Source organism: Caballeronia pedi (assembly GCF_001544915.2).
In the GTDB taxonomy this organism is placed as follows: Bacteria; Pseudomonadota; Gammaproteobacteria; order Burkholderiales; family Burkholderiaceae; genus Caballeronia; species Caballeronia pedi.
The window spans coordinates 461,335-482,544 of the sequence record NZ_FCOE02000002.1; the positions used below are offsets into that span (position 1 = coordinate 461,335).

At 63.5% G+C, this 21,210-nt stretch carries 19 protein-coding genes; 10 read left to right on the top strand and 9 right to left on the bottom strand.

Annotated elements, in window-relative coordinates:
* The 7 genes from AWB80_RS04665 to AWB80_RS04695 all read left to right on the top strand — a co-directional run bounded on the left by AWB80_RS04665 (window position 1) and on the right by AWB80_RS04695 (window position 8,234).
* Window positions 1–1,581, top strand: a complete 1,581-nt coding sequence (locus AWB80_RS04665; protein ID WP_061173440.1) for a vWA domain-containing protein — start codon at window positions 1–3, stop codon at window positions 1,579–1,581.
* Window positions 1,578–2,891, top strand: a complete 1,314-nt coding sequence (locus AWB80_RS04670) for a BatD family protein (RefSeq protein WP_061173441.1) — start codon at window positions 1,578–1,580, stop codon at window positions 2,889–2,891. The genes AWB80_RS04665 and AWB80_RS04670 overlap by 4 nt, the downstream gene beginning before the upstream one ends.
* A 17-nt stretch (window positions 2,892–2,908) precedes the next feature.
* Window positions 2,909–3,994, top strand: coding sequence for a linear amide C-N hydrolase (locus tag AWB80_RS04675; RefSeq protein WP_061173561.1), 1,086 nt, complete (start codon window positions 2,909–2,911; stop codon window positions 3,992–3,994).
* Window positions 3,995–4,069: 75 nt separating this feature from the next.
* Entirely contained in the window at window positions 4,070–4,756 is a 687-nt protein-coding gene (locus AWB80_RS04680; RefSeq protein ID WP_061173442.1) for a DUF3348 domain-containing protein, read from the top strand.
* Between the two features lie 10 nt (window positions 4,757–4,766).
* Window positions 4,767–7,013, top strand: a complete 2,247-nt coding sequence (locus tag AWB80_RS04685; RefSeq protein ID WP_061173443.1) for a DUF802 domain-containing protein — start codon at window positions 4,767–4,769, stop codon at window positions 7,011–7,013.
* Window positions 7,010–7,657, top strand: a complete 648-nt coding sequence (locus AWB80_RS04690) for an OmpA family protein (protein WP_061173444.1) — start codon at window positions 7,010–7,012, stop codon at window positions 7,655–7,657. The genes AWB80_RS04685 and AWB80_RS04690 overlap by 4 nt, the downstream gene beginning before the upstream one ends.
* A 28-nt stretch (window positions 7,658–7,685) precedes the next feature.
* Complete coding sequence (locus tag AWB80_RS04695; RefSeq protein WP_061173562.1) at window positions 7,686–8,234, top strand: DUF2894 domain-containing protein; 549 nt, start codon at window positions 7,686–7,688, stop codon at window positions 8,232–8,234.
* A gap of 37 nt (window positions 8,235–8,271) precedes the next feature.
* Here the strand turns inward: AWB80_RS04695 and AWB80_RS04700 are convergent, their stop codons facing one another.
* From AWB80_RS04700 to AWB80_RS44320, 8 genes are all read right to left on the bottom strand, one after another.
* A complete protein-coding gene (locus AWB80_RS04700; RefSeq protein WP_061173445.1) occupies window positions 8,272–9,273 on the bottom strand; it encodes a transketolase family protein in 1,002 nt (333 codons plus the stop codon).
* The gene (locus tag AWB80_RS04705) at window positions 9,270–10,112 is read right to left on the bottom strand and encodes a transketolase (RefSeq protein ID WP_061173446.1); all 843 of its coding nucleotides are present in this window, start codon (window positions 10,110–10,112) and stop codon (window positions 9,270–9,272) included. The genes AWB80_RS04700 and AWB80_RS04705 overlap by 4 nt, the downstream gene beginning before the upstream one ends.
* A 27-nt stretch (window positions 10,113–10,139) precedes the next feature.
* Window positions 10,140–11,468 (bottom strand): MFS transporter, encoded by a 1,329-nt coding sequence (locus AWB80_RS04710; RefSeq protein WP_061173447.1) that lies wholly within the window; start codon window positions 11,466–11,468, stop codon window positions 10,140–10,142.
* A 56-nt stretch (window positions 11,469–11,524) separates the two neighbouring features.
* Window positions 11,525–12,274: an SDR family NAD(P)-dependent oxidoreductase gene (locus AWB80_RS04715; RefSeq protein ID WP_061173563.1), complete on the bottom strand. Its 750-nt coding sequence runs from the start codon at window positions 12,272–12,274 to the stop codon at window positions 11,525–11,527.
* Window positions 12,275–12,367: 93 nt separating this feature from the next.
* Window positions 12,368–13,261: a LysR substrate-binding domain-containing protein gene (locus AWB80_RS04720; protein WP_061173448.1), complete on the bottom strand. Its 894-nt coding sequence runs from the start codon at window positions 13,259–13,261 to the stop codon at window positions 12,368–12,370.
* Between the two features lie 6 nt (window positions 13,262–13,267).
* Entirely contained in the window at window positions 13,268–13,855 is a 588-nt protein-coding gene (locus AWB80_RS04725; RefSeq protein ID WP_061173449.1) for a peroxidase-related enzyme, read from the bottom strand.
* Between the two features lie 48 nt (window positions 13,856–13,903).
* Window positions 13,904–16,513, bottom strand: a complete 2,610-nt coding sequence (locus tag AWB80_RS04730; protein WP_061173450.1) for a PAS domain-containing hybrid sensor histidine kinase/response regulator — start codon at window positions 16,511–16,513, stop codon at window positions 13,904–13,906.
* 136 nt (window positions 16,514–16,649) lie between these two features.
* On the bottom strand, window positions 16,650–16,826 hold the full coding sequence (locus AWB80_RS44320; RefSeq protein ID WP_167390424.1) for a hypothetical protein: 177 nt from the start codon (window positions 16,824–16,826) through the stop codon (window positions 16,650–16,652).
* 192 nt (window positions 16,827–17,018) lie between these two features.
* Here AWB80_RS44320 and AWB80_RS04740 point away from each other — a divergent pair, with 192 nt between their 5' ends.
* On the top strand, window positions 17,019–18,116 hold the full coding sequence (locus AWB80_RS04740; protein ID WP_244206403.1) for an aldose epimerase family protein: 1,098 nt from the start codon (window positions 17,019–17,021) through the stop codon (window positions 18,114–18,116).
* A gap of 9 nt (window positions 18,117–18,125) precedes the next feature.
* On the opposite strand, the gene AWB80_RS04745 is transcribed toward AWB80_RS04740, so the two are convergent.
* Window positions 18,126–19,502 (bottom strand): GntT/GntP/DsdX family permease, encoded by a 1,377-nt coding sequence (locus AWB80_RS04745; protein WP_061173453.1) that lies wholly within the window; start codon window positions 19,500–19,502, stop codon window positions 18,126–18,128.
* A gap of 205 nt (window positions 19,503–19,707) precedes the next feature.
* Between AWB80_RS04745 and AWB80_RS04750 the strand changes: the two genes are divergently transcribed.
* Window positions 19,708–20,589, top strand: coding sequence for an RNA polymerase sigma-70 factor (locus AWB80_RS04750; RefSeq protein WP_061173454.1), 882 nt, complete (start codon window positions 19,708–19,710; stop codon window positions 20,587–20,589).
* A gap of 136 nt (window positions 20,590–20,725) precedes the next feature.
* Window positions 20,726–21,205, top strand: coding sequence for a carboxymuconolactone decarboxylase family protein (locus tag AWB80_RS04755; RefSeq protein ID WP_061173564.1), 480 nt, complete (start codon window positions 20,726–20,728; stop codon window positions 21,203–21,205).
* The last annotated feature ends 5 nt before the right edge of the window (window positions 21,206–21,210 follow it).

The window sequence follows — 21,210 nt, forward strand, 5'->3', positions numbered from 1 at the left end:
ATGGCCATCGATCTCACGGCGTTTCATTTTCTTCGGCCGCTGTGGCTTCTGCTGCTGATTCCCGCCGTGCTGCTTCCGTTCGTCTGGTTGCGGCGCAACGACATGCGCGCACGCTGGCGCAATATCATCGCGCCGCATTTGCTGGAGCATCTGATCGTCGGCGAGAAGCGGCGGGTTCGCGTGCAGCCAGTTCATGCGCTGTGCGCGCTGATCGCGCTCGGTGCGATCGCCGTTGCGGGACCGACGTGGCAACAGGAGCGTCCGCCGTTCGATCAGGACAAGGCGCCGCTCGTCGTCGTGCTGGAACTCGCGCGTTCGATGGATGCAGCCGATGTCGCACCGACGCGCATCGAGCGCGCGAAGCAGAAAGTGCTCGATCTCGCCGCCGCGAGAAAGGGCGCGCGCACGGGACTCGTCGTGTTTGCAGCGAGCGCGCATCTCGTCGTGCCGCCGACGGAAGACCCGGCCATGCTCGAACTCTACGTGCCCGCGCTCGCGCCCGAACTCATGCCGCGCGATGGCAGGAATGCGGCGGCGGGACTCGCGATCGCGGAGCATGTGCTTGCGAAGGATGAGGCGGCGGGCACGATCGTCTTTATCAGCGACGGCTTCGATGAAGGCCGCAGCGATGAATTCGTGCGTCTCGCGAAGGCATCGAAGCATCAGTTGCTATGGCTTGCGGTGGGCACGGAGCAGGGCGGTCCGATACGCAAACCGAACGGCGAACTCGCGATGGACGACGCAGGTCATCCGGTCACCGGCACGTTCGACGCAGCGGCGATCCGCAAGATCACGCAGGCCGCGTCGATTCCGCTGGCGAGCGTGCGCCCGGATGACGACGATGTCGAATGGGTGCAGCGTCGCGCGCAAGTCTATCTGGAGGCGGCGCAGGAATCGAAGATCGTGCCGCGCTGGAAGGAGTCGGGTTACTGGCTGATCCTGCCGATCCTCGTCATCGCGCTGTTTGGGTTCAGGCGCGGCTGGACGGTCAAGTGGCTGCCTGTCGTACTGGTTTCGCTTGCCACTCTCGGCGCGACGAACGATGCGCGCGCCGCGTCGTTCGAATGGCTCGATCTGTTCGCGACACACGATCAGCAAGGCCGCTGGAGCTTCGAACACGGCGACTACGCACGCGCAGCGCAACGCTTCGACGATCCGATGTGGAAGGGCCGCGCGCAATACCTCGCAGGCGATTACACCGATGCGCTCGAAACGTTCTCGCGCATGAATACGGCGGAGGCGTATTTTTATATCGGCAATACGCTCGCGCATCTGAAGGATTATCCGGGCGCGCTAAAAGCCTACGACAACGCGCTCGCGCGCCGCGCCGGTTTCGCCGATGCGCGCGCGAACCGGGAACTCGTGCAGAAACTCATCGAGGACGAGAAGGACGAAGGCGATGAATCGACGACCGTGAAGCCCGACCAGATCGACGAGCAAAAGAAGAAGAGCAAGGACGGCAAGCAAGTGCTCGTTCCGGGACAGCGTCCATCGGAAGAGACGTGGATGCGCAACCTGAATACGTCGCCCGCGGCGTTTCTGCATCAGCGGTTCGCTCAGGAAGCCGGAGGCGCGCCATGATGCGCCGCTTCGTCGTGATGCTTTGCCTGTGGCTCGCATGCACATGCGCCGCCGCCGACGAAGCGCCACGCACGATGCTGCGCGCGCACCTGGAACCGTCCGGTCCGGTGGTCGCGGGCAGCGCGGTCACGCTCGTCGTCGATACGCTCACGACGACGTGGTTCACCGCGGCGCCCGACTGGCCGATGTTCGACGTCCACGACGCGTTCGTCACGCTGCCGGATGACAACGCGCAAAACCTCAACGAGACGATCGACGGCGTGCGCTGGTTCGGCGTGAGTCGCGCGTATCGCATCGTGCCGCGCACGGCGGGCGCTTTCGCGGTGCCCGCATTCGGCATCACGTTGCATCCGGGCGGCATGGACGCGCCCGTCACGTTGCGGACGCCGCCGCTGACTATCACCGCGACGCTGCCGCCAGGCGCTGAAGGGATGACCACGTTTTTTCCCGCGCCCGGCCTCTCCGCGAAGCAGCGCATCGAGCCGGACGGCGGCACGCTCGAAGTGGGTGGCACGATCACGCGCATCGTCACGCAGCGCGCCGATGCGACCGAGTCGATGCTGATCGCGCCGGTTCAGTTCGGCGATATCGACGGTTTGCGCCGCTATGAGAAGCCGCCGCAGACACGCAACATCTCCGAAGATCGAACCGGACTCGTCGCGGGCGAGCGGACCGATACCGTCACGTATGTCGTGAACAGGCGCGGACGTTACACATTGCCGCCAATCGATATCGAATGGTGGAACACGGCGACGCATCGTCGCGAAACGATTCATCTTCCTGCGGTAAGCTTCACGGCGCGCGCGGCGCACGAGAAGCCGCTATGGGCCATTCCCGCCGATGCGCTCGCCGGCGCCGCACGCCATACGGTGATCTTCCTGAATGCGCGTGACATCGCGTTGGCGCTCGTCGTGCTTGCGTGTTTGGCGGCGGGGGTATGGTGCTATCCGCGCGTGCATGCATGGCTTCGGCGCTTCTCGCGCTGGTGGATCGCGCAACGCAAGCAGCGCGCGGAAGGCGAGTTCGCCGCGTGGCGCGCGTTGCGGCAGGCCGTCGATGCCGGTGCGATGCGGCGCGTGATTCCGGCGCTGTATCGATGGATTGATGCGAGCCCGCGCTTCACGCATCCCGCGCGGCTCGATGAACTCGCGGAGCCTGAACTGAAACATCTCGCGCAGGCGGTCGAATCGCATTATGAAAGCGCGCAGTCTGCTGAAAACGGCGTGCGCGTGAAGTTGCACCGGTTGAAACCATGGAAGCGCGCACGCCGAACGAGAGGTCCGGCGCTGCCGCCGCTCAATGAAGGATGAGAAAGGAAAACAAGGCCATGACCCGTCTGACTCGAAAGATCGCGTGCCTCGTCGCATTCGCATTGCTCTCCACGTCGCTTGCGCTTGCCTGTACGCGCGCGCTGTATGTCGGCGATAAAGGTCTCGTGATAACCGGCCGCTCGATGGACTGGTCCGAGGACATGCGCTCGAATCTCTGGGTGATGCCCGCGGGTATCGAACGCGATGGCAATGCAGGGCCGCGTTCGATCAAATGGAAATCGAAGTACGGCAGCGTGGTGGTGTCGGGCTATGAGATCGGCACCGTCGACGGCATGAACGAGCGCGGACTGGTGGCCAACGCGCTCTATCTCGCCGAGACCGACTACGGCAAGCCCGACCCGAAGCGCGATCCGATGTCGATCAGTCTGTGGGCGCAATACGCGCTCGATAACTTCGCGACGGTCGGGCAGGCCGTCTATGTCATGTCGCGCGAGCCGTTCCAGATCATCGCGCCGCCGCTGCCCAACGGCAAGCCGCTCACGATCCATCTTTCGCTGTCCGATGCACGCGGCGATTCGGCCATCTTCGAATATATCAACGGCAAGCTCATCATCCATCAGGGCAAGAAGTACAAGGTGATGACGAACTCGCCGATCTATGAAGAGCAGCTTGCCATCGATACTTACTGGAAGAGCGTCGGCGGCATGGGTTTTCTGCCGGGCACGAATCGCGCGGCGGACCGCTTCGTGCGCGCGTCCTTTCTGCTCGATGCGATTCCGAAGCAGGCCGATCCGAACTACATGGCGGGCGTGCCACAGAAGTCGTATGCGTTTCAGGCGGTGGCAAGCGTGATGAGCGTGATGCGTTCGGTGAGCGTGCCGCTCGGCATCAGCACGCCGGAGCAGCCGAATCTGTCATCGACGATATGGCGGACCGTGTCGGATCAGCAGAACCTGATCTACTACTTCGATTCGGCGACGCGGCCCGATACGTTCTGGGTATCGCTGAAGAAGCTCAACCTCAATCCCGGCGCGCCGGTCATGAAGCTCACGATCGATGCGGGGCAGGTCTTTTCGGGAGAGACGGCGGGCAGCTTCGTCGCGACACAGCCGTTCGCCTTCATGCCGGCGAAGGCGCCCTGAACGCGAAACGGGGCATCGATTTCGCCCGCGCAGGTAAAATAGCGTCCTTTTGCCCCCGGTGATCCTGTGCAAGGCATGAAGCGCACGGCATTCAGCGGCCCGGCGCTCGTTCGGCTGCTGGCACATTTTGCCGATCTCGATGTTCACGAACCCGCGGAATCGCTCTCAGACCGTCTGAGCCAATGGCTCGGCTGGACCGATGCGATCGCGCTGTCGACCGCGCTCGCGACCGATCCGCCCGCCGTGCCCGCCGCGCGATCCGCTCCGCGCGACATGGACGAGGACTGTGCGCGCGTGCGGACGTCGCTCGCCAGCGCACTCGCGCGCGAGGAAGCGGCCGCGCGCCGCAGGCATCGGGCCCCGGTTCAGGCGTCGCAGGAAGAGCCGCCGGTCGACTACGCGGACTTTCGTCAGCGCTATCTGTCGTTACAGCAGGCGATGGACACCGACATCGGCGCGCTGCGCACGCGCCTGAGGTCGATGCTCGCGGCCAGATCGCCGGACATGGCGCGCCTCGCCGTCGTCGATGCCGTCATGGAACAGGCGCTGAGCGCGCGCGAGCGCAGCCTGCTCACCAACGTGCCCGCATTGCTGGGCAAGCATTTCGAGCGCCTGAAGCGCGCCCATGCCGCGGATGAAACGTCCGCGCCGGGCGCATGGCTCGATCTGTTCCGCAAGGATCTGCAAAGCGTATTGCTCGCCGAACTGGATGTTCGTTTTCAACCGATCGAAGGCTTGCTCGCGGCTCTTCGCATCCGCTAACTGGCTCGCTATGCCCCGAAATCTATTGAACATTGCTGTCTTTTCGATCGGCCTCGCCGCGGTGTGCGGAATCGGCATCGCGTATATCGTCTCGAATCCGCTCGCGTTCGTCGTGACGGTCGTGATCGCCGGTTGCTATCTCGCCGGTGCGGCCGAACTGCGGCGCTATCAGCAGATCACCGCTTCGCTCGAACAGGCCGTCGCGCAACTCACGAGCGCGCCGCGCAGCTTCGCGGTGTGGCTCGACACGCTGCATCCGAGCCTGCGCAACGCCGTGCGGCTGCGCGTGGAAGGCGAGCGCGCGGCATTGCCCGGTCCCGTGCTCGCGCCGTATCTCGTCGGCCTGCTGGTGTTGCTCGGCATGCTCGGCACGCTGCTCGGCATGGTCGCGACCTTGCGCGGCACCGGCACGGCCTTGCAAAGCGCCTCCGATCTCACGGCGATCCGCGCGTCGCTCGCCGCGCCGGTGACGGGCCTCGGCTTCGCGTTCGGCACTTCGATCGCGGGTGTCGCGACCTCCGCGATGCTCGGGCTTCTTTCGGCGCTGTGCCGCCGCGAGCGGCTGCACGTCACGCAGACGCTCGACACGAAAATCGCGACCACCTTGCGAGTGTTCACGCAAGCGCATCAGCGCGACGAGACGTTCAGGCTGATGCAGCTTCAGACCGAGATGATGCCGAAGCTCGTCGATCGCCTGCAGTCGATGATGCTCGCGATCGAGCAGCAGAGCGCAGCCGCGAGCGAGCGGCAGATCGCGAGTCAGGATGCGTTTCATGCGAAGGCGGAGACGTCGTATCGGCGGCTGGCGACGTCGATGGAGCTTTCGCTGAAGCAGAGCGTCGCCGATAGCGCGCGCGCCGCGACCGCCGCGCTGCAGCCCGTCATGCAGGCGACCATGGACGGCATCGCGCGCGAAGTCACCACGTTGCACGGCAACGTCGAGCAGGCCGTTGCGCGTCAACTGGAAGGATTGTCGAGCGGCTTCGAGGCATCGTCGGCGAAGGTCGCGGAGATCTGGCATCGGTCGCTTTCGCAGCACGCGCAATCGAACGCGGCGTTCGTCGGTGAAATGAGCGTTTCACTGGATCGCCTCGCGCTTGCTTTCGACCAGCGCGCGACCACGCTTGTCGATGGCGTGTCCGCGCAAATGGACCGCGTATCGGGCGGGCTGGAATCGTCGGTGGCGAAGCACGCGCAATCGAGCGAGGCACTCGTCGCGCGTATGGATGCATCGATGGAGCGTTTCGCACAGACCTTCGATGCGCGTTCATCCGGTCTGATCGACGATGTATCCACGCGGCTGGAGACGGCGACGGGCAATCTGTCACAGACGTGGAACGATGCGCTCGCGCAGCACACGCGTGCCAGCGATCAGGCCGCAGCGCAGAATCAAAACGCGTTGACGAGCGCTGCGACGAGCTTCGAACAGCACGCGGCGTCGCTCGTTCAATCGGTCGATCGATCGCACGCGGCCTTGCGCGCCGAACTGGCGCAGAGCAGCGAGGCGCGGCTCGCCGCATGGAGCGGCACGCTCGACACGATGGCCGCTTCGTTGCGCGAGCAATGGCAGGAAACGAGCGCGGTCGCCGCGAACCGGCAGAAGGATGTCTGCGACGCGCTCGAACTCACCGCGCGCGACATGTCCGCGCAATCGCAGGCGCATGCGAGTGCGACCATCGCGGAAATCGAGCGTCTCGTGCAGGCTGCATCGGAAGCGCCGAAGGCCGCCGCCGAGGTCGTCGCGGAGATGCGACAAAAGCTCTCCGATTCGATGGTCCGCGATACCGCGATGCTCGACGAGCGCAGCCGTCTGCTCGCCACCGTCGAAACGCTGCTCAATGCCGTGAATCACGCATCGAACGAGCAACGCGCCGCGATCGATGCATTGGTCGAGACATCGGCAAGCCTGCTCGAACGCGTCGGCACGCAGTTCACCGGCACGGTCGAGACCGAGGCCGGCAAGCTCGGCGCGATGGCCGCGCAGGTGACGACGAGCGCCGTCGAAATGGCGAGCCTCGCCGATGCGTTCGGCGCGGCCGTTCAATCGTTCGGTGAATCGAATAGCACGCTCGTTACGCATCTCGAACGCATCGAAGGCGCGCTCGGCAAGTCGCTCGCGCGCAGCGACGAACAGCTCGCGTATTACGTCGCGCAGGCGAAGGAAGTGATCGACCTGAGCATGCTGTCGCAGAAGCAGATCGTCGAGGACTTGCAGCATATCGCGGGGCAGCGCGTGGCCGGAGCGCGCGCGGCATGAACGACGAAATCGACGGCGGCGCGGAACACGCCGCGCCGATCTGGGCCGCGTTCGCCGATCTCATGTCGGTGCTGCTCGGTGCGTTCGTGCTGATACTCGTCGGCGTGATCGGCGTGCAGTTGCAGCTCGAGAACAAGCTCGATGAAGAAGTGAGGCATCGGCAGGAAGAAACGCAGCGGCGCAAGACGCTGGAGCAGGCGCTTGCGGGGCCGCTCGCGTCGGGACGCGTGACGCTCGTGAACGGACGCATCGGCATCAGCGGCAATGTGCTGTTCGCGCTCAACTCCGATCAGTTGCAGCCGCAGGGCCGCGACGTGCTCAAGAGCCTGGCCGGGCCGCTTTCCACGTATCTGCGCGCGCATGAGGAAATCCTCATGGTGAGCGGTTTCGCCGACGATCAGCAAGTGCACGAAGGCAACCGGCGCTTTGCGGACAACTGGGAGCTTTCGGCCAAGCGCGCATTGACGGTGATGCGCGCGCTGATCGATGCGGGCGTGCCATCGGAGTCGGTGTTCGCGGCGGCGTTCGGTTCGCAGCAGCCCGTCGGATCGAACGCGGATGAAGAAGGGCGCGCGAAGAATCGCCGCGTGGAAATTTCCGCTGTGCCGCGGCCATCGAATGGCGCGGTGAAGACGCGTGAATAACGTGCATAGCGTGGTTTCGGCACGCGCGATGATCGACGCCTGGCGCGCGAGCGGCGACGATCGCGCGAATCCCGTGCGCTTTCATCTCATCGATGCGCTGGAGCGGCGTGCGTCTTCGTATGAAGGCGAGGCGCGCCGTCGGCTCGATGAACGGCTTGCGCAGTTGCTGGATGCGTATCGGTGCGATGTCGAGCATTTCGCAGCGACGTGCGAAGAGGATAAGGACGCGGAACAGCCCGGACCGCTTGCGATGCTCGTCGATGACTTTGCGAAGGCTTCGTCGATATCGCACGCTGAATTGCTCGATTACTTTCGCGCAGTGTGGTCGAAGGTCAGCGCGGAGAAGCAGTTGCGCGATTCGTACGCTCAAGTGCCGAAGAATGCGGGACCGCTCAATTCGAGCAGCCTCGTGCATCGGTCACTGTCGTTCATGCGCGAGATATCGCCCGAGTATCTTCAGCATTTTCTCGCGTATATCGATGCGCTTTCGTGGATGGAAGCGATGAGCGGTCCGGTCGCTAACGTTGCGAAGGAAGCTGCGGGTGTGAAGAAGGGTGGGCGCAGGAAGAAGGGTTAGCGCCGCGTGATTCATGGAATCGCGCGGCGTTGTGGCATTACGCAAGCCACCCCTTGATCGTATCCGCCATCACATTAGTAGAAATGCCATAACGATCATGCAACGTAGGCAACGCGCCCGCATCGAGGAACGCATCGGGCAGCGCGATCTGACGATAGGCCGGCGTCACGCCAGCAGTCAGCAACGCAGTCGCCACCGCCTCGCCCAGCCCGCCGATCACCGTATGGTTTTCGGCCACCACCACGAGACGCCCAGAACGCTTGGCCTCGCGGATGATCGTCTCCGTATCGAGCGGCTTGATCGTCGGCACATGCAGCACCGCTACGTCGACGCTATCGGCCTGCAGCGCCTTGGCGGTTTCAAGCGCGCGCATCGTCATGATGCCCGACGAGATGATGAGCACGTCGCGGCCATCGCGCACGAGCTTCGCACGACCAAGCTCGAACGAATAGTCGTATTCGTCGAGCACCGCAGGCACGTTGCCGCGCAACAGACGCGCATAGACCGGACCCTTGTGCGCGGCGATCGCGGGCACCATCTGTTCGATATCGAGCGCATCGCACGGATCGATCACGGTCATGTTCGGCATCGCGCGCATCAGCGCGAGGTCTTCTGCGGCCTGATGGCTCGGGCCATATCCCGTCGTCAAACCAGGCAGCGCGGCGACGATCTTCACATCGAGATTATCTTCCGCGATCGTCTGATGGATGAAGTCATACGCACGGCGCGTCGCGAACACCGCATAAGTCGTGACGAACGGCTGCGCGCCTTCATGCGCGAAACCCGCGGCCGCGCCCATCAATAATTGCTCGGCCATGCCCATCTGGTAATAACGCTCGGGAAATTCCTTCGCGAAGATATGCAAGTCAGTGTACTTGCCGAGATCGGCGGTCATGCCGATCACGTTCGATTGCGCGCGCGCCAGTTCCACGAGCGCGTGGCCGAAGGGCGCAGAGCGCGTGATCTGCCCTTCGCTTGCAATCGATGCGATCATCGCGGAGGTTTTCAAACGCGGCTTCTTGTCGACGGTCTGGCTCATGCTTGTCTCCCTGCTTTGAGTGCTTCGAGCGCCAGTTGCCATTCATGGGCATCGACGCGGATGAAATGGTTTTTCTCGCGCTGTTCGAGGAAGGGCACGCCACAACCCATCTTCGTATCGCACACGATGATGCGCGGCTTCGCCTCCTTCAGCGTGCGCGCATTGTCGAAGGCCGTCTTCACGGCGTCGATGTCGTTGCCGTCCACGCGCTGCACATACCAGCCGAATGCTTCGAGCTTGTCGACGAGCGGCTCGAACGACATGATCTGCGTCGACGGGCCATCGGCCTGCTGGTTGTTCACATCGACCATCGCGATGAGGTTGTCGAGCTTCCAGTGCGCCGCCGACATCAAGCCTTCCCAGATCGAACCTTCGTCCAGCTCGCCGTCGGAAAAGAGCGTGTAGACGAACGACTTCGAACCCTTGCGCTTGAGCCCGAGACCGCGGCCCACCGCGATTGTCAGGCCTTGTCCGAGCGAGCCGCCGGACATCTCCATGCCGGGCGTGTAGCTCGCCATGCCGGACATCGGCAGGCGGCTGTCATCGCTGCCGTAGGTCTCGAGTTCCTCTTGCGGCAGGATGCCCGCTTCGAACAGCGCGGCGTACAGTGCGATCGCATAGTGACCGTTGGAGAGCAGGAAGCGGTCGCGGCCTTCCCATTCAGGATCTTCGGGGCGATAGTTCATGGCGCCGAAGTACGCGACGGCCAGCACATCGGCGATATCGAGTGCCTGGCCGATATAACCCTGGCCTTGCACTTCGCCCATCAGCAGGGCATTGCGGCGGATACGATAGGCACGCTCGGCGAGCGTCACCTCTTCGATGACGGGAGTGCTCATGTGTTGTCTCCTTGATTGAATGTGAAATCAGCGATTGACGGTCTTGGCGGGCACGAAGAACACGAGCACCGCGCCGATGACGACAGCCACTGAGATAAAGATCAGACCCGCGGTCGATTTGCCCGTGAAGTCGTTGAGCCAGCCGACGATCGCCGGCGAGAAGAAGCCCGCGAGATTGGCGAAGCAGTTCACCGCCGCGATGCCCGCCGCCGCCGACATGCCGCCGAGCACCGCCGTGGGCAGCGACCAGAATTGCGACGACGATGCGAGAATCCCTGCCGCCGCGATGCTCACGCAGATGATCGATGCGCCCACGCTGCCGAGCATCGGCAAGGTGGCGAAGCCGGCTGCGGACACGAGCATCGGAATCGCGAGATGCAGGCGGCGTTCGCGGCGCTTGTCTGCGCTCGCGCCGATCAGCGGCAGCGCAACGATGGCGCAGAGATAGGGAATCGCGGTGAGAATTCCGACCCACAGCGGGTCCGCGACACCGGTTCTGCGGATGATGGTGGGCAGCCAGAACGTCAGGCCATACTGACCGAGCACGACGCAGAAGTAGATCGAGGCCATGAGCCACAGGCGACGATCGCCGATGAACGCGCGGATCGACACATGCTTGACCGTGTTCGCGTTGTCCTTCTCGACATTGCGCTTGAGCAAGGCCTTCTCTTCATCCGTGAGCCACTTCGCGCCGGCGATGCCGTTGTCGAGATAGAACAGGATCGCGACGCCGAGGAACAGCGACGGCAAGGCTTCGAGCATGAACAGCCACTTCCAGCCCGCGAGCCCATGCACGCCCTGAAACGCATGCATGATGTAGCCGGACAGCGGTCCGCCGACCATGCCCGCGAGCGGAATCGCCATGAAGAAGAGCGAGAGCGCTTTTGCGCGGCGCGCGGCGGGGAACCAGTACGTGAGATACAGAATCACGCCCGGCGCGAAGCCCGCTTCCGCGACGCCGAGCAGAAAGCGCAGCACATAGAAGATCGTCGGGGACTTCACGAATACGAAACACGCGGAGATCACCGCCCATGTCAGCATGATGCGTGCGAGCCAGTTGCGCGCGCCCACTTTATGCAGGATCACATTGCTTGGCACTTCGAACAGAAAGTAGCCGAGAAAGAAGATACCCGCGCCGATGCCGTAGATGGTTTCGCTGAAACGCAGATCGTTGAGCATCTGCAGCTTGGCGAAGCCTACGTTGACGCGATCCAGATACGCGCCGAGATAGCACAGCATCAGAAAGGGAATGAGGCGGCGTCCGACCTTGGCGTAGGTCTTTGCTTCGAAGCTGGTTGCGTCGTGAGATGACGCGAACTCAGCCGTTGCCGTCGATGCGGCCAGTTTGGATTTCATAGGTGTCTCCAGCCATGTTTGGCGCCCCGGCTTTCCAGGTGCGCTGTTGCGTGCGATCAATGAATCAACATGCCGCCGTTTACATCGAGGGTCACGCCGGTGAGATACGAAGACAGACCGCTCGCAAGAAACACGCAAGCGTTGGCGATATCCGCGGCATCGCCGAGACGTCCCAGCGGAATGCCCTTGATGACGTCCGCGCGCATCTCCGGCGTGAGCTTGTCGCCGGTGATATCGGTCTGGATCAGGCCCGGCGTGATCGAATTGACGCGGATGCCGTCGCCGCCGAATTCGCGCGCCATCGCCTTGCCTAGTCCGAGCACGCCGGCCTTCGCGGCGCTGTAATGCGGCCCGCCGAAGATGCCGCCGCCACGCTGCGCCGACACCGACGACATGCAGACGATGCTCCCGCTCTTCTGCTTTTTCATCTGCGGAATGACGGCTTGCGACATATACAGCGTGCCGCGCAGGTTCACATCGATGACCGCATCGAAGTTATCCGCGCCAATTTCCAGCGTCTTGATGGGCTGCGTAATGCCCGCGTTGTTGATGAGCACGTCGATGCGCCCGTACTTTTCGATGGTCGCGCTGGCGGCGACGACGCACGCGGCTTTGTCGGTGACGTCGCAGGCGAGGCCGAGGTGGCCCTCGCCGAGATCGTTCGCGGCGGCTTGCGCGTCCGCCTCCTTCAGGTCCAGCACGACGATACGCGCGCCCTGCGCCGCGAGCGCCCTGGCCGTCGCCTTGCCGATACCGCGCGCCGAAGCCGCCCCCGTGACGATCACTACCTGATTCTCGAGCAACATCATTGTCTCCGTTGGTTGTCTGGTGTAGACGCAGTGTCTTCGTTCTTCACCTGACGATCAACGCAGTTCAGCTCAACTATTGCTGAGAAATTTTCAGGTATGGCCGCGAGGCTCGATTTGCTGATCCATCCACGCGAGAAACTTGGCGACGCGCGGCAATCCGGCGTTCTGGCTCGGGTAAACCAGATGATGCGCGCCGACTTCGACCGCATACTCCTTGCCGAACACGGGCACGAGCGAGCCGCGCTCCAGATGCACCGACGCGAGCATCGTGCTTTCGAGCGCGATGCCGTGACCGAGCGCCGCCGCTTCGAGCGACATGTACGAGCGATCGAAGGAGAAATCGAACGCCTTGCGTTTCGCCGCTACGCCGAACTTGCCGAACCACTGCCGCCATTGCACGAGCGGCGATTCGGAAAATATCAGCCGGCGTTCCAGCAGATCGTCGGGCGAGGAAACGGGAAAGCGCTCCAGATACGCGCGCGATGCGAGCGGCGCGATGGTTTCGTGACGCAAGGTTTTCACTTCGACATCGGTCCAGTGCGCGTAGCCGTGCCGCACGTCGATATCGTAGTAACCCGAGGTGAAGGACACATCCTCATAAGAGCACGCGAGATTCATTTGAATGTCGCCGTTCGCTTCCTGAAATGCGGCGAGGCGCGGCAAGAGCCACATGAGTCCGAAGCTCGGGCTCGAATGAATCCGCAGGATCTCGACGGATGTCTCGCTCGACGCGCGCTCGGTTGCGCGATTGAGTTCGGCGAGCGCGCCGGTGACATCGGAGAGATATTGCGTGCCGGTCGGCGTGAGCACGAGGCCGCGGCCGAGACGCGTGAACAGCGGACGCCCGACGATACTCTCCAGATTCGCCAGTTGATGACTGACCGCGGAGGGCGTGAGGCCGAGTTCGTCGGCGGCGCGGTTCACGCTCTTGGTTCGCGCGACGCTTTCGAACGCGATGATGGATTTCAGCGGAGGAAGGCGCATGGCTCGTTACTTCGGCTCTTTCGGCACACGCCCCATCAAGAAGAACTCATCATTGGGCCGCATCGAGATCACGTTCGCCATGCGGTTCGACAAGCCGAAGAACGCCGTGATCGCCGCGATATCCCACGCGTCTGCATCGCTGAAACCGTGTGCGTGCAGCGTGGCGAAATCCGTCTCGTCCACCGTGCCCGAGGCCCGGCACACCTTCAGCGCGAAATCGAGCATGGCCTTTTGACGCGGCGTGATATCCGCCTTGCGATGATTGACCGCCACCTGATCCGCAACCAGCGCGTTCTTCTCGTAGATCCGCAGAATCGCCCCATGCGCGACGACGCAATAGAGGCAATCGTTCACCGCGCTCGTCGCGACGACGATCATCTCGCGTTCGCCCTTGCTGAGGCCGCCGTCCTTGAGCATCAGCGCATCGTGATAGGCGAAGAACGCGCGGAACTCATCGGGCCGATGCGCGAGCGTGAGAAACACGTTCGGCACGAAGCCGGCCTTCTCCTGCACGTCGAGAATGCGCGCGCGGATATCGTCGGGCCAGTCTTGGGGATCGGGAACGGGATAGCGGCTGATCGGCTTTTGCGTCATGACGTCCTCGAAGGCGTTGATCGAACGGCCATTGTAGAGCCAGCCGCTTCAGCGCGTGATCGTCAGGGATGACAGAAGCTTGAGCAGGCTGTCCACGTTGACCGGCTTGACGAAGTGATAATCGAAGCCCGCCGACTGCGCGCGCAGACGGTCTTCGGCCTGTCCATAACCCGTGATCGCGATCAGCAGCGGAGTCGTGTCGCCCTTGCGACGCAGTCGGCGCGCGAGTTCGTAGCCGTCGATGTCGGGCAGGCCGATATCGAGCAGCGCCACATCAGGTTGCAAGAGGGGCGCGGCTTCCAGTGCTTCCGCCGACGAATACGCGACGCGCGCGGCATGTCCCTCCGACTCGCACAGCATCGCGAGTGAATCGGCGGCGTCGCGGTTATCGTCGACGACGAGAATGCGCAGCGCCGCGCGCGCTTCGCGCAGGCTCGTGTCCGAGAGCGCGAGCGCCGAATGCCGCTCGTGATGATGCAGGCGCGGCAGCCGTATGGTGACGGTCGTGCCGAGACCCGGCCCGGGGCTTTGCACGGTGATCGTGCCTTTGTGCATCTCGACGAGCTTCTTCACGAGAGACAGCCCGATACCCAGCCCGCCGTTCGAGCGGTCGAGCGTGCGCTCGCCTTGCGAGAACAACTCGAATACTTTCGGCAGCAGGTCCGGCGAGATGCCCGTGCCCGTATCGGCGATGACGATGGATACCCATTCGTCATCCGCCTGCACGCTCACGGTGATGCGGCCTTGCTCCGGCGTGTATTTGCTCGCATTGTTCAGCACGTTCACGAGAATCTGCGAGAGCCGGGTCGGGTCGCCGCAGACCCAGGTCGTCGCATCAGAGACATCGACCTGGATATTCTGCGAGCGTGACTCGACCATGCCCGCGATCGCTTCCACCGCGTGATACACCGCGGTGCCGACGAGAATCGGTTCGGTTTGCAACGCGATGCGTCCCTGCGTGATGCGCGACACTTCGAGCAGGTCGTCGACGATGCGCGTCATGTGCTCCACCTGTCTGCGCATCAGATCGATGAGTTCGTTCAGACGTTCATCGCCATCCCGATCCTTTTGCAACAGCGCGATGGCCGTGCGCAAGGGCGCGAGCGGGTTGCGCAACTCATGCGCGAGCATCGCGAGGAATTCATCCTTGCGGCGTCCTGCTTCACGCAGCATGAGTTCCATGTGCTTGCGCTCGGTGATGTCGATCACACTGCCGATGATGCGCAGCGGCTCGCCGTCCTTGCTGCGCTGGAGCAGGGCGCTGCCCTGCATCCATTGCTCGCCGTGCGGATTGCGCACGCGGAATTCGAAGTGCCCTTCGGGGTTATCGCCCTGCGCGAGGCTACGCACGTAACGGTCGAGCGTCGCGCTGTCATCGGGATGCACGCGCGTGAGTGCTGCATCGTAGCTGAGTGTTTCGGTCACCTGACGTTCTCCGCCGGTTTCGAGCACGAGCGTCCACGTCGCGAGTTCCAGCGATGCAATGCGGATGTTCGCGGCCTGCATCGCCACGGTCAGGCGCAGGCTGCGTGCTTCGATCGCGGCCTGCGCCTCGTAGCGCGGCGTGACGTCGGTCGTCGTGCCGAACCATTCCTGCAGATTGCCCTTGTCGTCGTAGAGCGGCGCGGCGTGCGCCTGCACCATGCGATACACGCCGTCGCGCCGGTACATGCGAAAGGTGAGCGTGCGCGCCGTGCCTTCGCGCAACGCTTCGAGCCATGCCTGATGGGTGCGCTCGCGGTCGTCGGGATGGATATAGTCGAGCCATCCCCAGCCGGACAATATTTCGGGCGACGTGCCCGTGAACTGCTCCCATTCACCGCCCGACGGACGAATCTCGCCGTTCGCATCGGCGGACCAGACGAGCGCGCCGGTCGTCTCGACGAGTGCGCGATAGCGCCGTTCGGAAAGACTCAGGCGCTCTTCATCGGCGCGTTGCGTGCTGATGTCGAAGCTCACGCCATAGACGCGCGCGAGCACGCCGTGACGATCGAACTCGGGATGCCCGCGCATGCGCAACCAACGTCGCGTTCCCTGCTCGCCTTCGAGCACGAAGTCGAATTCGAAAGGTCCGCCGTCGCGCAATGCTTCGGTAAGCTTACGTTGAAACGGTTCGCGATACTCCGGCGCGACACGGTCCCATACTTCCGATAGCAAAACTGCTTCGGTGCCGGGCGGAAAGGAATAGAGCGCGGCGAGTTGCGCGGTCATGCGCACGACGCGTGTCTTCATGTCCCATTCCCACGCGCCCATGCGCGCGCCCGCGAATGCAGCCTGAAGGCGCCGTTCGCTCGCCTCGTACATTGCCCATGCGTGGCGGCACTCGTGAATGTCGATCGCAACACCGACCGTATCGGAGATCTGGCCTTCCTCGTCGCGGCGCGCCTGCAGGTGCAGCGTATGCCAGCGGAACGCGCCGTCCGCGCGCAGCAGACGCACGTCGACGTTGCGCAGCAGCGTGCCATCGCGCATTTGACGCAGTGCATCGAGAACGGGCGGGATGTCGTCGGGGTGGACAAAAGCTTTCCACGAACGCCCGACGAGTTCGGGAAAGGCAATGCCGAGATAGCGGCACGCCCACGGATTCGCATACTGGATCACCCCGTCGCGCGCCGCGCGCCACACGAACGACGGCAGAAAATGAGCAGGATCGTGCATGAGCGGTCTTGCTTCGTTGTTTCGGCGAGACGCGTCGCCGGGCGCGGCATCGAGGGCAGCGATAGCTTAGGGATACCATACAACAAAAGCGATGCTGTCCGGTCGCGCGTGACCGCATTGCAATTCATCTAATGAATCAACCTGCTTCGCCTACCTCCTTCGGGTCGGGGAGCTTGCCTTGCTTGTCGCGCTTTGGCGGCGCAGGCTCGTCCTTCATTGCGCGCTTTTGTTCATCGGACAGGCGGCGGTCAGCCACATTCGGATCCTCGGGCGTTTGTTTCGGCGGGGTGGGACGATCTGTTTGCTCGGTCATGAGAAGCTCCTTGTCATCGTGATTGGATGGACGCGGAGATTGGCCGCACGCGACGTGCCCGCTCATCGGCTCAGGCATAGGCGATGCTGAATGTTCCGGTTTGCGAAGCAGAACGTTCTTCCTTTCACACCACTCATGCTCGACTCAAAACAGGCCCTGGCGGTTATGTCCATGCTGGCGTGCGCGGCGTTCATGCCGCTTAGCGCCGCGGCGGCGTCGATCACTTCCGCGCCTTATGGCACGACGCAGCAAGGTCAGGCGGTCGTGCAATACACGCTCTCGAATGCGCGCGGCGTGACGATGAACTGCATCACCTATGGCGGCATCGTCACACGGCTCGATGTGCCCGACCGGCGCGGACGTCGCGCGGATATCGTGCTCGGCTTCGGCTCGCTCGGCGATTACGAGAAGTACAACGGCAAGATTCATTTCGGCGGGTTGATCGGGCGTTATGCGAACCGCATCGCTGATGGACGGTTCGAGCTCGACGGACACACCTACAAGTTGCCGGTCAACGAGCCGCCGAACACGCTGCATGGCGGGCCGCACGGCTTCGACGAAAAAGTCTGGACCGTGGTGAGAACATTCCAGGGCGCGCAGGGCGCGGGCGTGCAGCTTCGCTACGTGAGTCCCGACGGCGAGAACGGCTTTCCCGGCACGCTCACGGTCGACGTCACCTACACACTCACGGACGACAGCGAAGTGCGCATCGACTATCGCGCGAAGACGGACAAGCCGACTGTCGTGAACCTCACTAATCACAGCTACTTCAATCTCGCGGGCGAGAACAGCGGCGGCGTCGAAAGTCAGCTCATCATGATCGCGGGATCGGGCTATACGCCGACGCGGCCCGATTCAATTCCCACGGGCGAGATCGCGAACGTCGAGAACACACCGCTCGATCTGCGCGCGCTGACGCCGATCGGCGCGCGGCTGCGTTCATCTCATCAGCAGATGCGCTTTGCGCGCGGCTACGATCACAACTGGAAGCTCAACAAGAATGGCCAGCGTATCGATGAAGCGATCTTCGCGGCGCGCGCCTACGATCCGTCGAGCGGCCGCGTGCTCGATGTCTACACGACCCAACCGGGCCTGCAGTTTTACACCGGCAACGGTCTGGACGGCAGCGCGATCGGCACGTCGGGCACGGCGTACCGGCAGGCGGATGGCTTCGCGCTGGAAACCCAGCACTTTCCCGACTCGCCGAATCGTCCGGCGTTCCCGTCGACCGAGCTCAAGCCCGGCGACGAGTATCACGAAGTCACGGTCTGGAAGATCGGCGTGCGTTGACGTCGCGGTTCAGGTCAGCACGTTCCACAACACGAACGTCAGCACGAGTCCGACCACGGAGACGATCGTCTGGAGTACGGACCATACGGCAACCGTGTGTTTCAGCTTGAGGCCGAAGTATTCACGTACCATCCAGAAGCCCGCGTCGTTGACGTGACAGAAGAACACGGAGCCCGCGCCGATCGCCAGCGCGATCAGCGAGCTGTGCGTCGCCGTGAGTCCGCCCACGACCGGCGCGACGATCCCCGCGGTCGTCGTCGTGGCGACGGTCGCGGAGCCTGTCGCCTGCCGCAATGCGACCGCGATCAGCCACGCGAGCAAAATCAGCGGCAAGTGCGTGCCGACCGCAATCTTCCCGATGGTCACGCTGATGCCCGCGTTCACGAGCATCTGCTTCAGGCCGCCGCCCGCGCCGATGGTGAGCAGGAGCGCCGCGATCGGTGGCAGGCTCTTGCGCAGAATGCCGCCGACGCGCTCGCGCGCCATGCCGCGCGACCAGCCGAGCATCACGATCGCGAAGAGCACCGTCAGGGCGAGTGCGATGAGCGGCTCGCCGACGAAATCGAGCGTGTCGTACAACAGCGTGTCTTTCGCGAGCGCGAGCTTCGCGACCGTGCGGCCGAGCATCATCACGACGGGCAGCAGGATCGTGACTAGCGATATCGCGAAGCCCGGCGTCGCTGCGCCGTCGCCATGCGCGGTAAAGAGCTGGCCCATTTCCTCGGGCTCGTCGATATGTAGCCGCTTCGACAGCCAGATGCCATACAGCGGCCCCGCGAGAATCACCGCGGGCAGCGCAACGATCAAACCGAGACCGAGCGTCAGGCCGAGATCGGCATGCAGCGCGCTCACCGCGATCAGCGGTCCCGGGTGCGGCGGCAGGAGCGCGTGCAGCGTCGTCATGCCGGCGAGCGCGGGAATCGCGATACGCAGGATCGGCTGCTTCGCGCGGCGCGCCATCACGAAGATGATCGGGACCATCATCACGAGACCCACTTCGAAGAACAGCGGCAAGCCGACGATGATCGCGACGAACGCCATCATCCACGGCAGGCGGCGCGGCGTCGAATGATCGAGCAGTGTGGTGACGAGGCGGTCGGCCGCGCCGGATTCGGCCATCAGCGCGCCGAGCATGGCGCCGAGCGCGATGATGATGCCGACATCGCCGAGCAGCGCGCCCGCGCCCTTGCTGAACGCCTGCGCGATCGCTTCGAGCGGTTGATGTGCAGCGAAGCCCGCCGCGAACGTGCCCACCAGAATGGACAGGAACGGCGCGAGCTTGAGCACGCTGATGGCAACGATGATGATCGCGAGGCCGAGTGCGCAGGCGATAAGAAGTTGAGTGTCGTGGACGGACCAGGGGGCGAGGGTTGTCGTTGGATTCACAGTGACCTTGGGCTGACGCTATTACGATGAGCTTTCGCATCCAGCGCACATGCGGAATGCGAAGCCCCGTCGTAATAGCACTTTTCGAATCGACGGTCAAAAAATGCCCGCGTAATGCTCAGAACTTAATTGCGTCATCGCATCATCCACTCATACGCACGCGCGCGTAATATACGATCACCTTTAACGCAGCTTTCAAATCGTCATGGATGACGCCACACGCGAATTCGACCGCTTGCGTCCGCGCTTGCAGGGCATCGCGTATCGCATGCTCGGCTCGGTCGCCGAAGCCGAGGACATCGTGCAGGACGTGTGGCTGCGCTGGCATGCTGCGGCGCGGGAGGCCATCGATAACGCGGAGGCGTGGCTCGTCGCGGTCACGACGCGTCATTCGATCGACCGTCTGCGCGCCGCGAAACTGCAGCGCGAGCATTACGCGGGCATCTGGCTGCCCGAGCCGCAGATCACCGAGCCGCCCGCGACGCCGGAAGAGGTCACCGAGCGCGCCGACGATGTATCCATCGCGTTTCTGATGCTGCTCGAACGCCTGACGCCCGAGGCGCGCGCGGCTTTCCTGTTGCGCGAGGTCTTCGATGCGGATTATCCGGAGGTCGCGGGCATCATCGGCAAGACGGAGGCGGCGTGCCGTCAACTCGTGAGCCGCGCGAAAGCGCAGCTGCGCGAGGAGCGTCCGCGCCGTTCGGTGCCGCGCGAGTTGCATCGGCGCTTGCTGCACACATTCGCGCGCGCGCTCGAACTCGGCGATTTCGCCGCGATCCACGCGATGCTCGCGGACGACGCGATGCTCGTCGGCGATGGCGGTGGACGCGTGCCAAGCTTTCCGAAGCCACTCTTCGGCGGGAAGCGCATCGCGCAGCTTTTCTATGCGGCGCATTTGCGCTACGGCACAGGCGTGCGCCTCGAACTCGTCATGCTCAACGAGCAATGGGCGCTGCTGCGTTTCATCGACGGCAAGCTCGAATCCGCGCAGACATACGACATCGAAGACGAGCGCATCGTGCGCATACAGGTTCAACGCAATCCCGACAAGCTGGAACGCATCGCGGCCCTTCGCGGCGGCGCGTGATGCACTGCGGTGGCGATTGATGCGCGCGAGGCAACAGCGTGCGCACGTTAGCGACGCTACCGGCCAAAGCCGCGCAAACCTACGATGACATCCATGCCGCATACGAAGGCATTTTCAACCAGGCATGGAGCCCATCATGACGCAGCGAATCAACTACGTTCAACAATCGCCCGAACTGTTCAAGAAGTTTTACGAGTTCAGCCAGGCGCTGAAGGAGTGCGCGATCGAGCAGACCACTCGCGATCTCGTGACGCTGCGCGCATCGCAGATGAACGGTTGCGGCTTCTGCGTCGACATGCATGTGAAGGAAGCGAAGATTCACGGCGAGCGCGAACTGCGCACGCACCACGTCGCGATCTGGCGTGAATCCACGCTGTTCTCGCCGCGGGAACGCGCCGCGCTGGCCTGGACCGAAGTGCTGACCCGCTTGCCCGAGCACGGCGTGCCCGACGAACTTTATGGGCGCGTGCGCGAGCAGTTCTCGGAGAAGGAACTCTCCGACCTGACCTACGCCATCATGGCGATCAACGGATGGAACCGCGCGAATGTCGCGTTCCAGACGGTGCCGGGCTCGTCCGACAAGGCCTTCGGCCTCGACAAGGCGAACCTGTCGTAACGCGC

Bases quoted from the DNA above. Each gene is read 5' to 3' on its own strand.
- AWB80_RS04705 (WP_061173446.1), bottom strand. From the start codon at position 10,112: ATGAGCACTCCCGTCATCGAAGAGGTGACGCTCGCCGAGCGTGCCTAT.
- AWB80_RS04700 (WP_061173445.1), bottom strand. From the start codon at position 9,273: ATGAGCCAGACCGTCGACAAGAAGCCGCGTTTGAAAACCTCCGCGATG.
- AWB80_RS04720 (WP_061173448.1), bottom strand. From the start codon at position 13,261: ATGCGCCTTCCTCCGCTGAAATCCATCATCGCGTTCGAAAGCGTCGCG.
- AWB80_RS04665 (WP_061173440.1), top strand. From the start codon at position 1: ATGGCCATCGATCTCACGGCGTTTCATTTTCTTCGGCCGCTGTGGCTT.
- AWB80_RS04680 (WP_061173442.1), top strand. From the start codon at position 4,070: ATGAAGCGCACGGCATTCAGCGGCCCGGCGCTCGTTCGGCTGCTGGCA.
- AWB80_RS04670 (WP_061173441.1), top strand. From the start codon at position 1,578: ATGATGCGCCGCTTCGTCGTGATGCTTTGCCTGTGGCTCGCATGCACA.
- AWB80_RS04690 (WP_061173444.1), top strand. From the start codon at position 7,010: ATGAACGACGAAATCGACGGCGGCGCGGAACACGCCGCGCCGATCTGG.
- AWB80_RS04695 (WP_061173562.1), top strand. From the start codon at position 7,686: ATGATCGACGCCTGGCGCGCGAGCGGCGACGATCGCGCGAATCCCGTG.
- AWB80_RS04750 (WP_061173454.1), top strand. From the start codon at position 19,708: ATGGATGACGCCACACGCGAATTCGACCGCTTGCGTCCGCGCTTGCAG.
- AWB80_RS04685 (WP_061173443.1), top strand. From the start codon at position 4,767: ATGCCCCGAAATCTATTGAACATTGCTGTCTTTTCGATCGGCCTCGCC.
- AWB80_RS04725 (WP_061173449.1), bottom strand. From the start codon at position 13,855: ATGACGCAAAAGCCGATCAGCCGCTATCCCGTTCCCGATCCCCAAGAC.
- AWB80_RS04715 (WP_061173563.1), bottom strand. From the start codon at position 12,274: ATGTTGCTCGAGAATCAGGTAGTGATCGTCACGGGGGCGGCTTCGGCG.
- AWB80_RS04675 (WP_061173561.1), top strand. From the start codon at position 2,909: ATGACCCGTCTGACTCGAAAGATCGCGTGCCTCGTCGCATTCGCATTG.
- AWB80_RS44320 (WP_167390424.1), bottom strand. From the start codon at position 16,826: ATGACCGAGCAAACAGATCGTCCCACCCCGCCGAAACAAACGCCCGAG.
- AWB80_RS04755 (WP_061173564.1), top strand. From the start codon at position 20,726: ATGACGCAGCGAATCAACTACGTTCAACAATCGCCCGAACTGTTCAAG.
- AWB80_RS04730 (WP_061173450.1), bottom strand. From the start codon at position 16,513: ATGCACGATCCTGCTCATTTTCTGCCGTCGTTCGTGTGGCGCGCGGCG.
- AWB80_RS04740 (WP_244206403.1), top strand. From the start codon at position 17,019: ATGCCGCTTAGCGCCGCGGCGGCGTCGATCACTTCCGCGCCTTATGGC.
- AWB80_RS04710 (WP_061173447.1), bottom strand. From the start codon at position 11,468: ATGAAATCCAAACTGGCCGCATCGACGGCAACGGCTGAGTTCGCGTCA.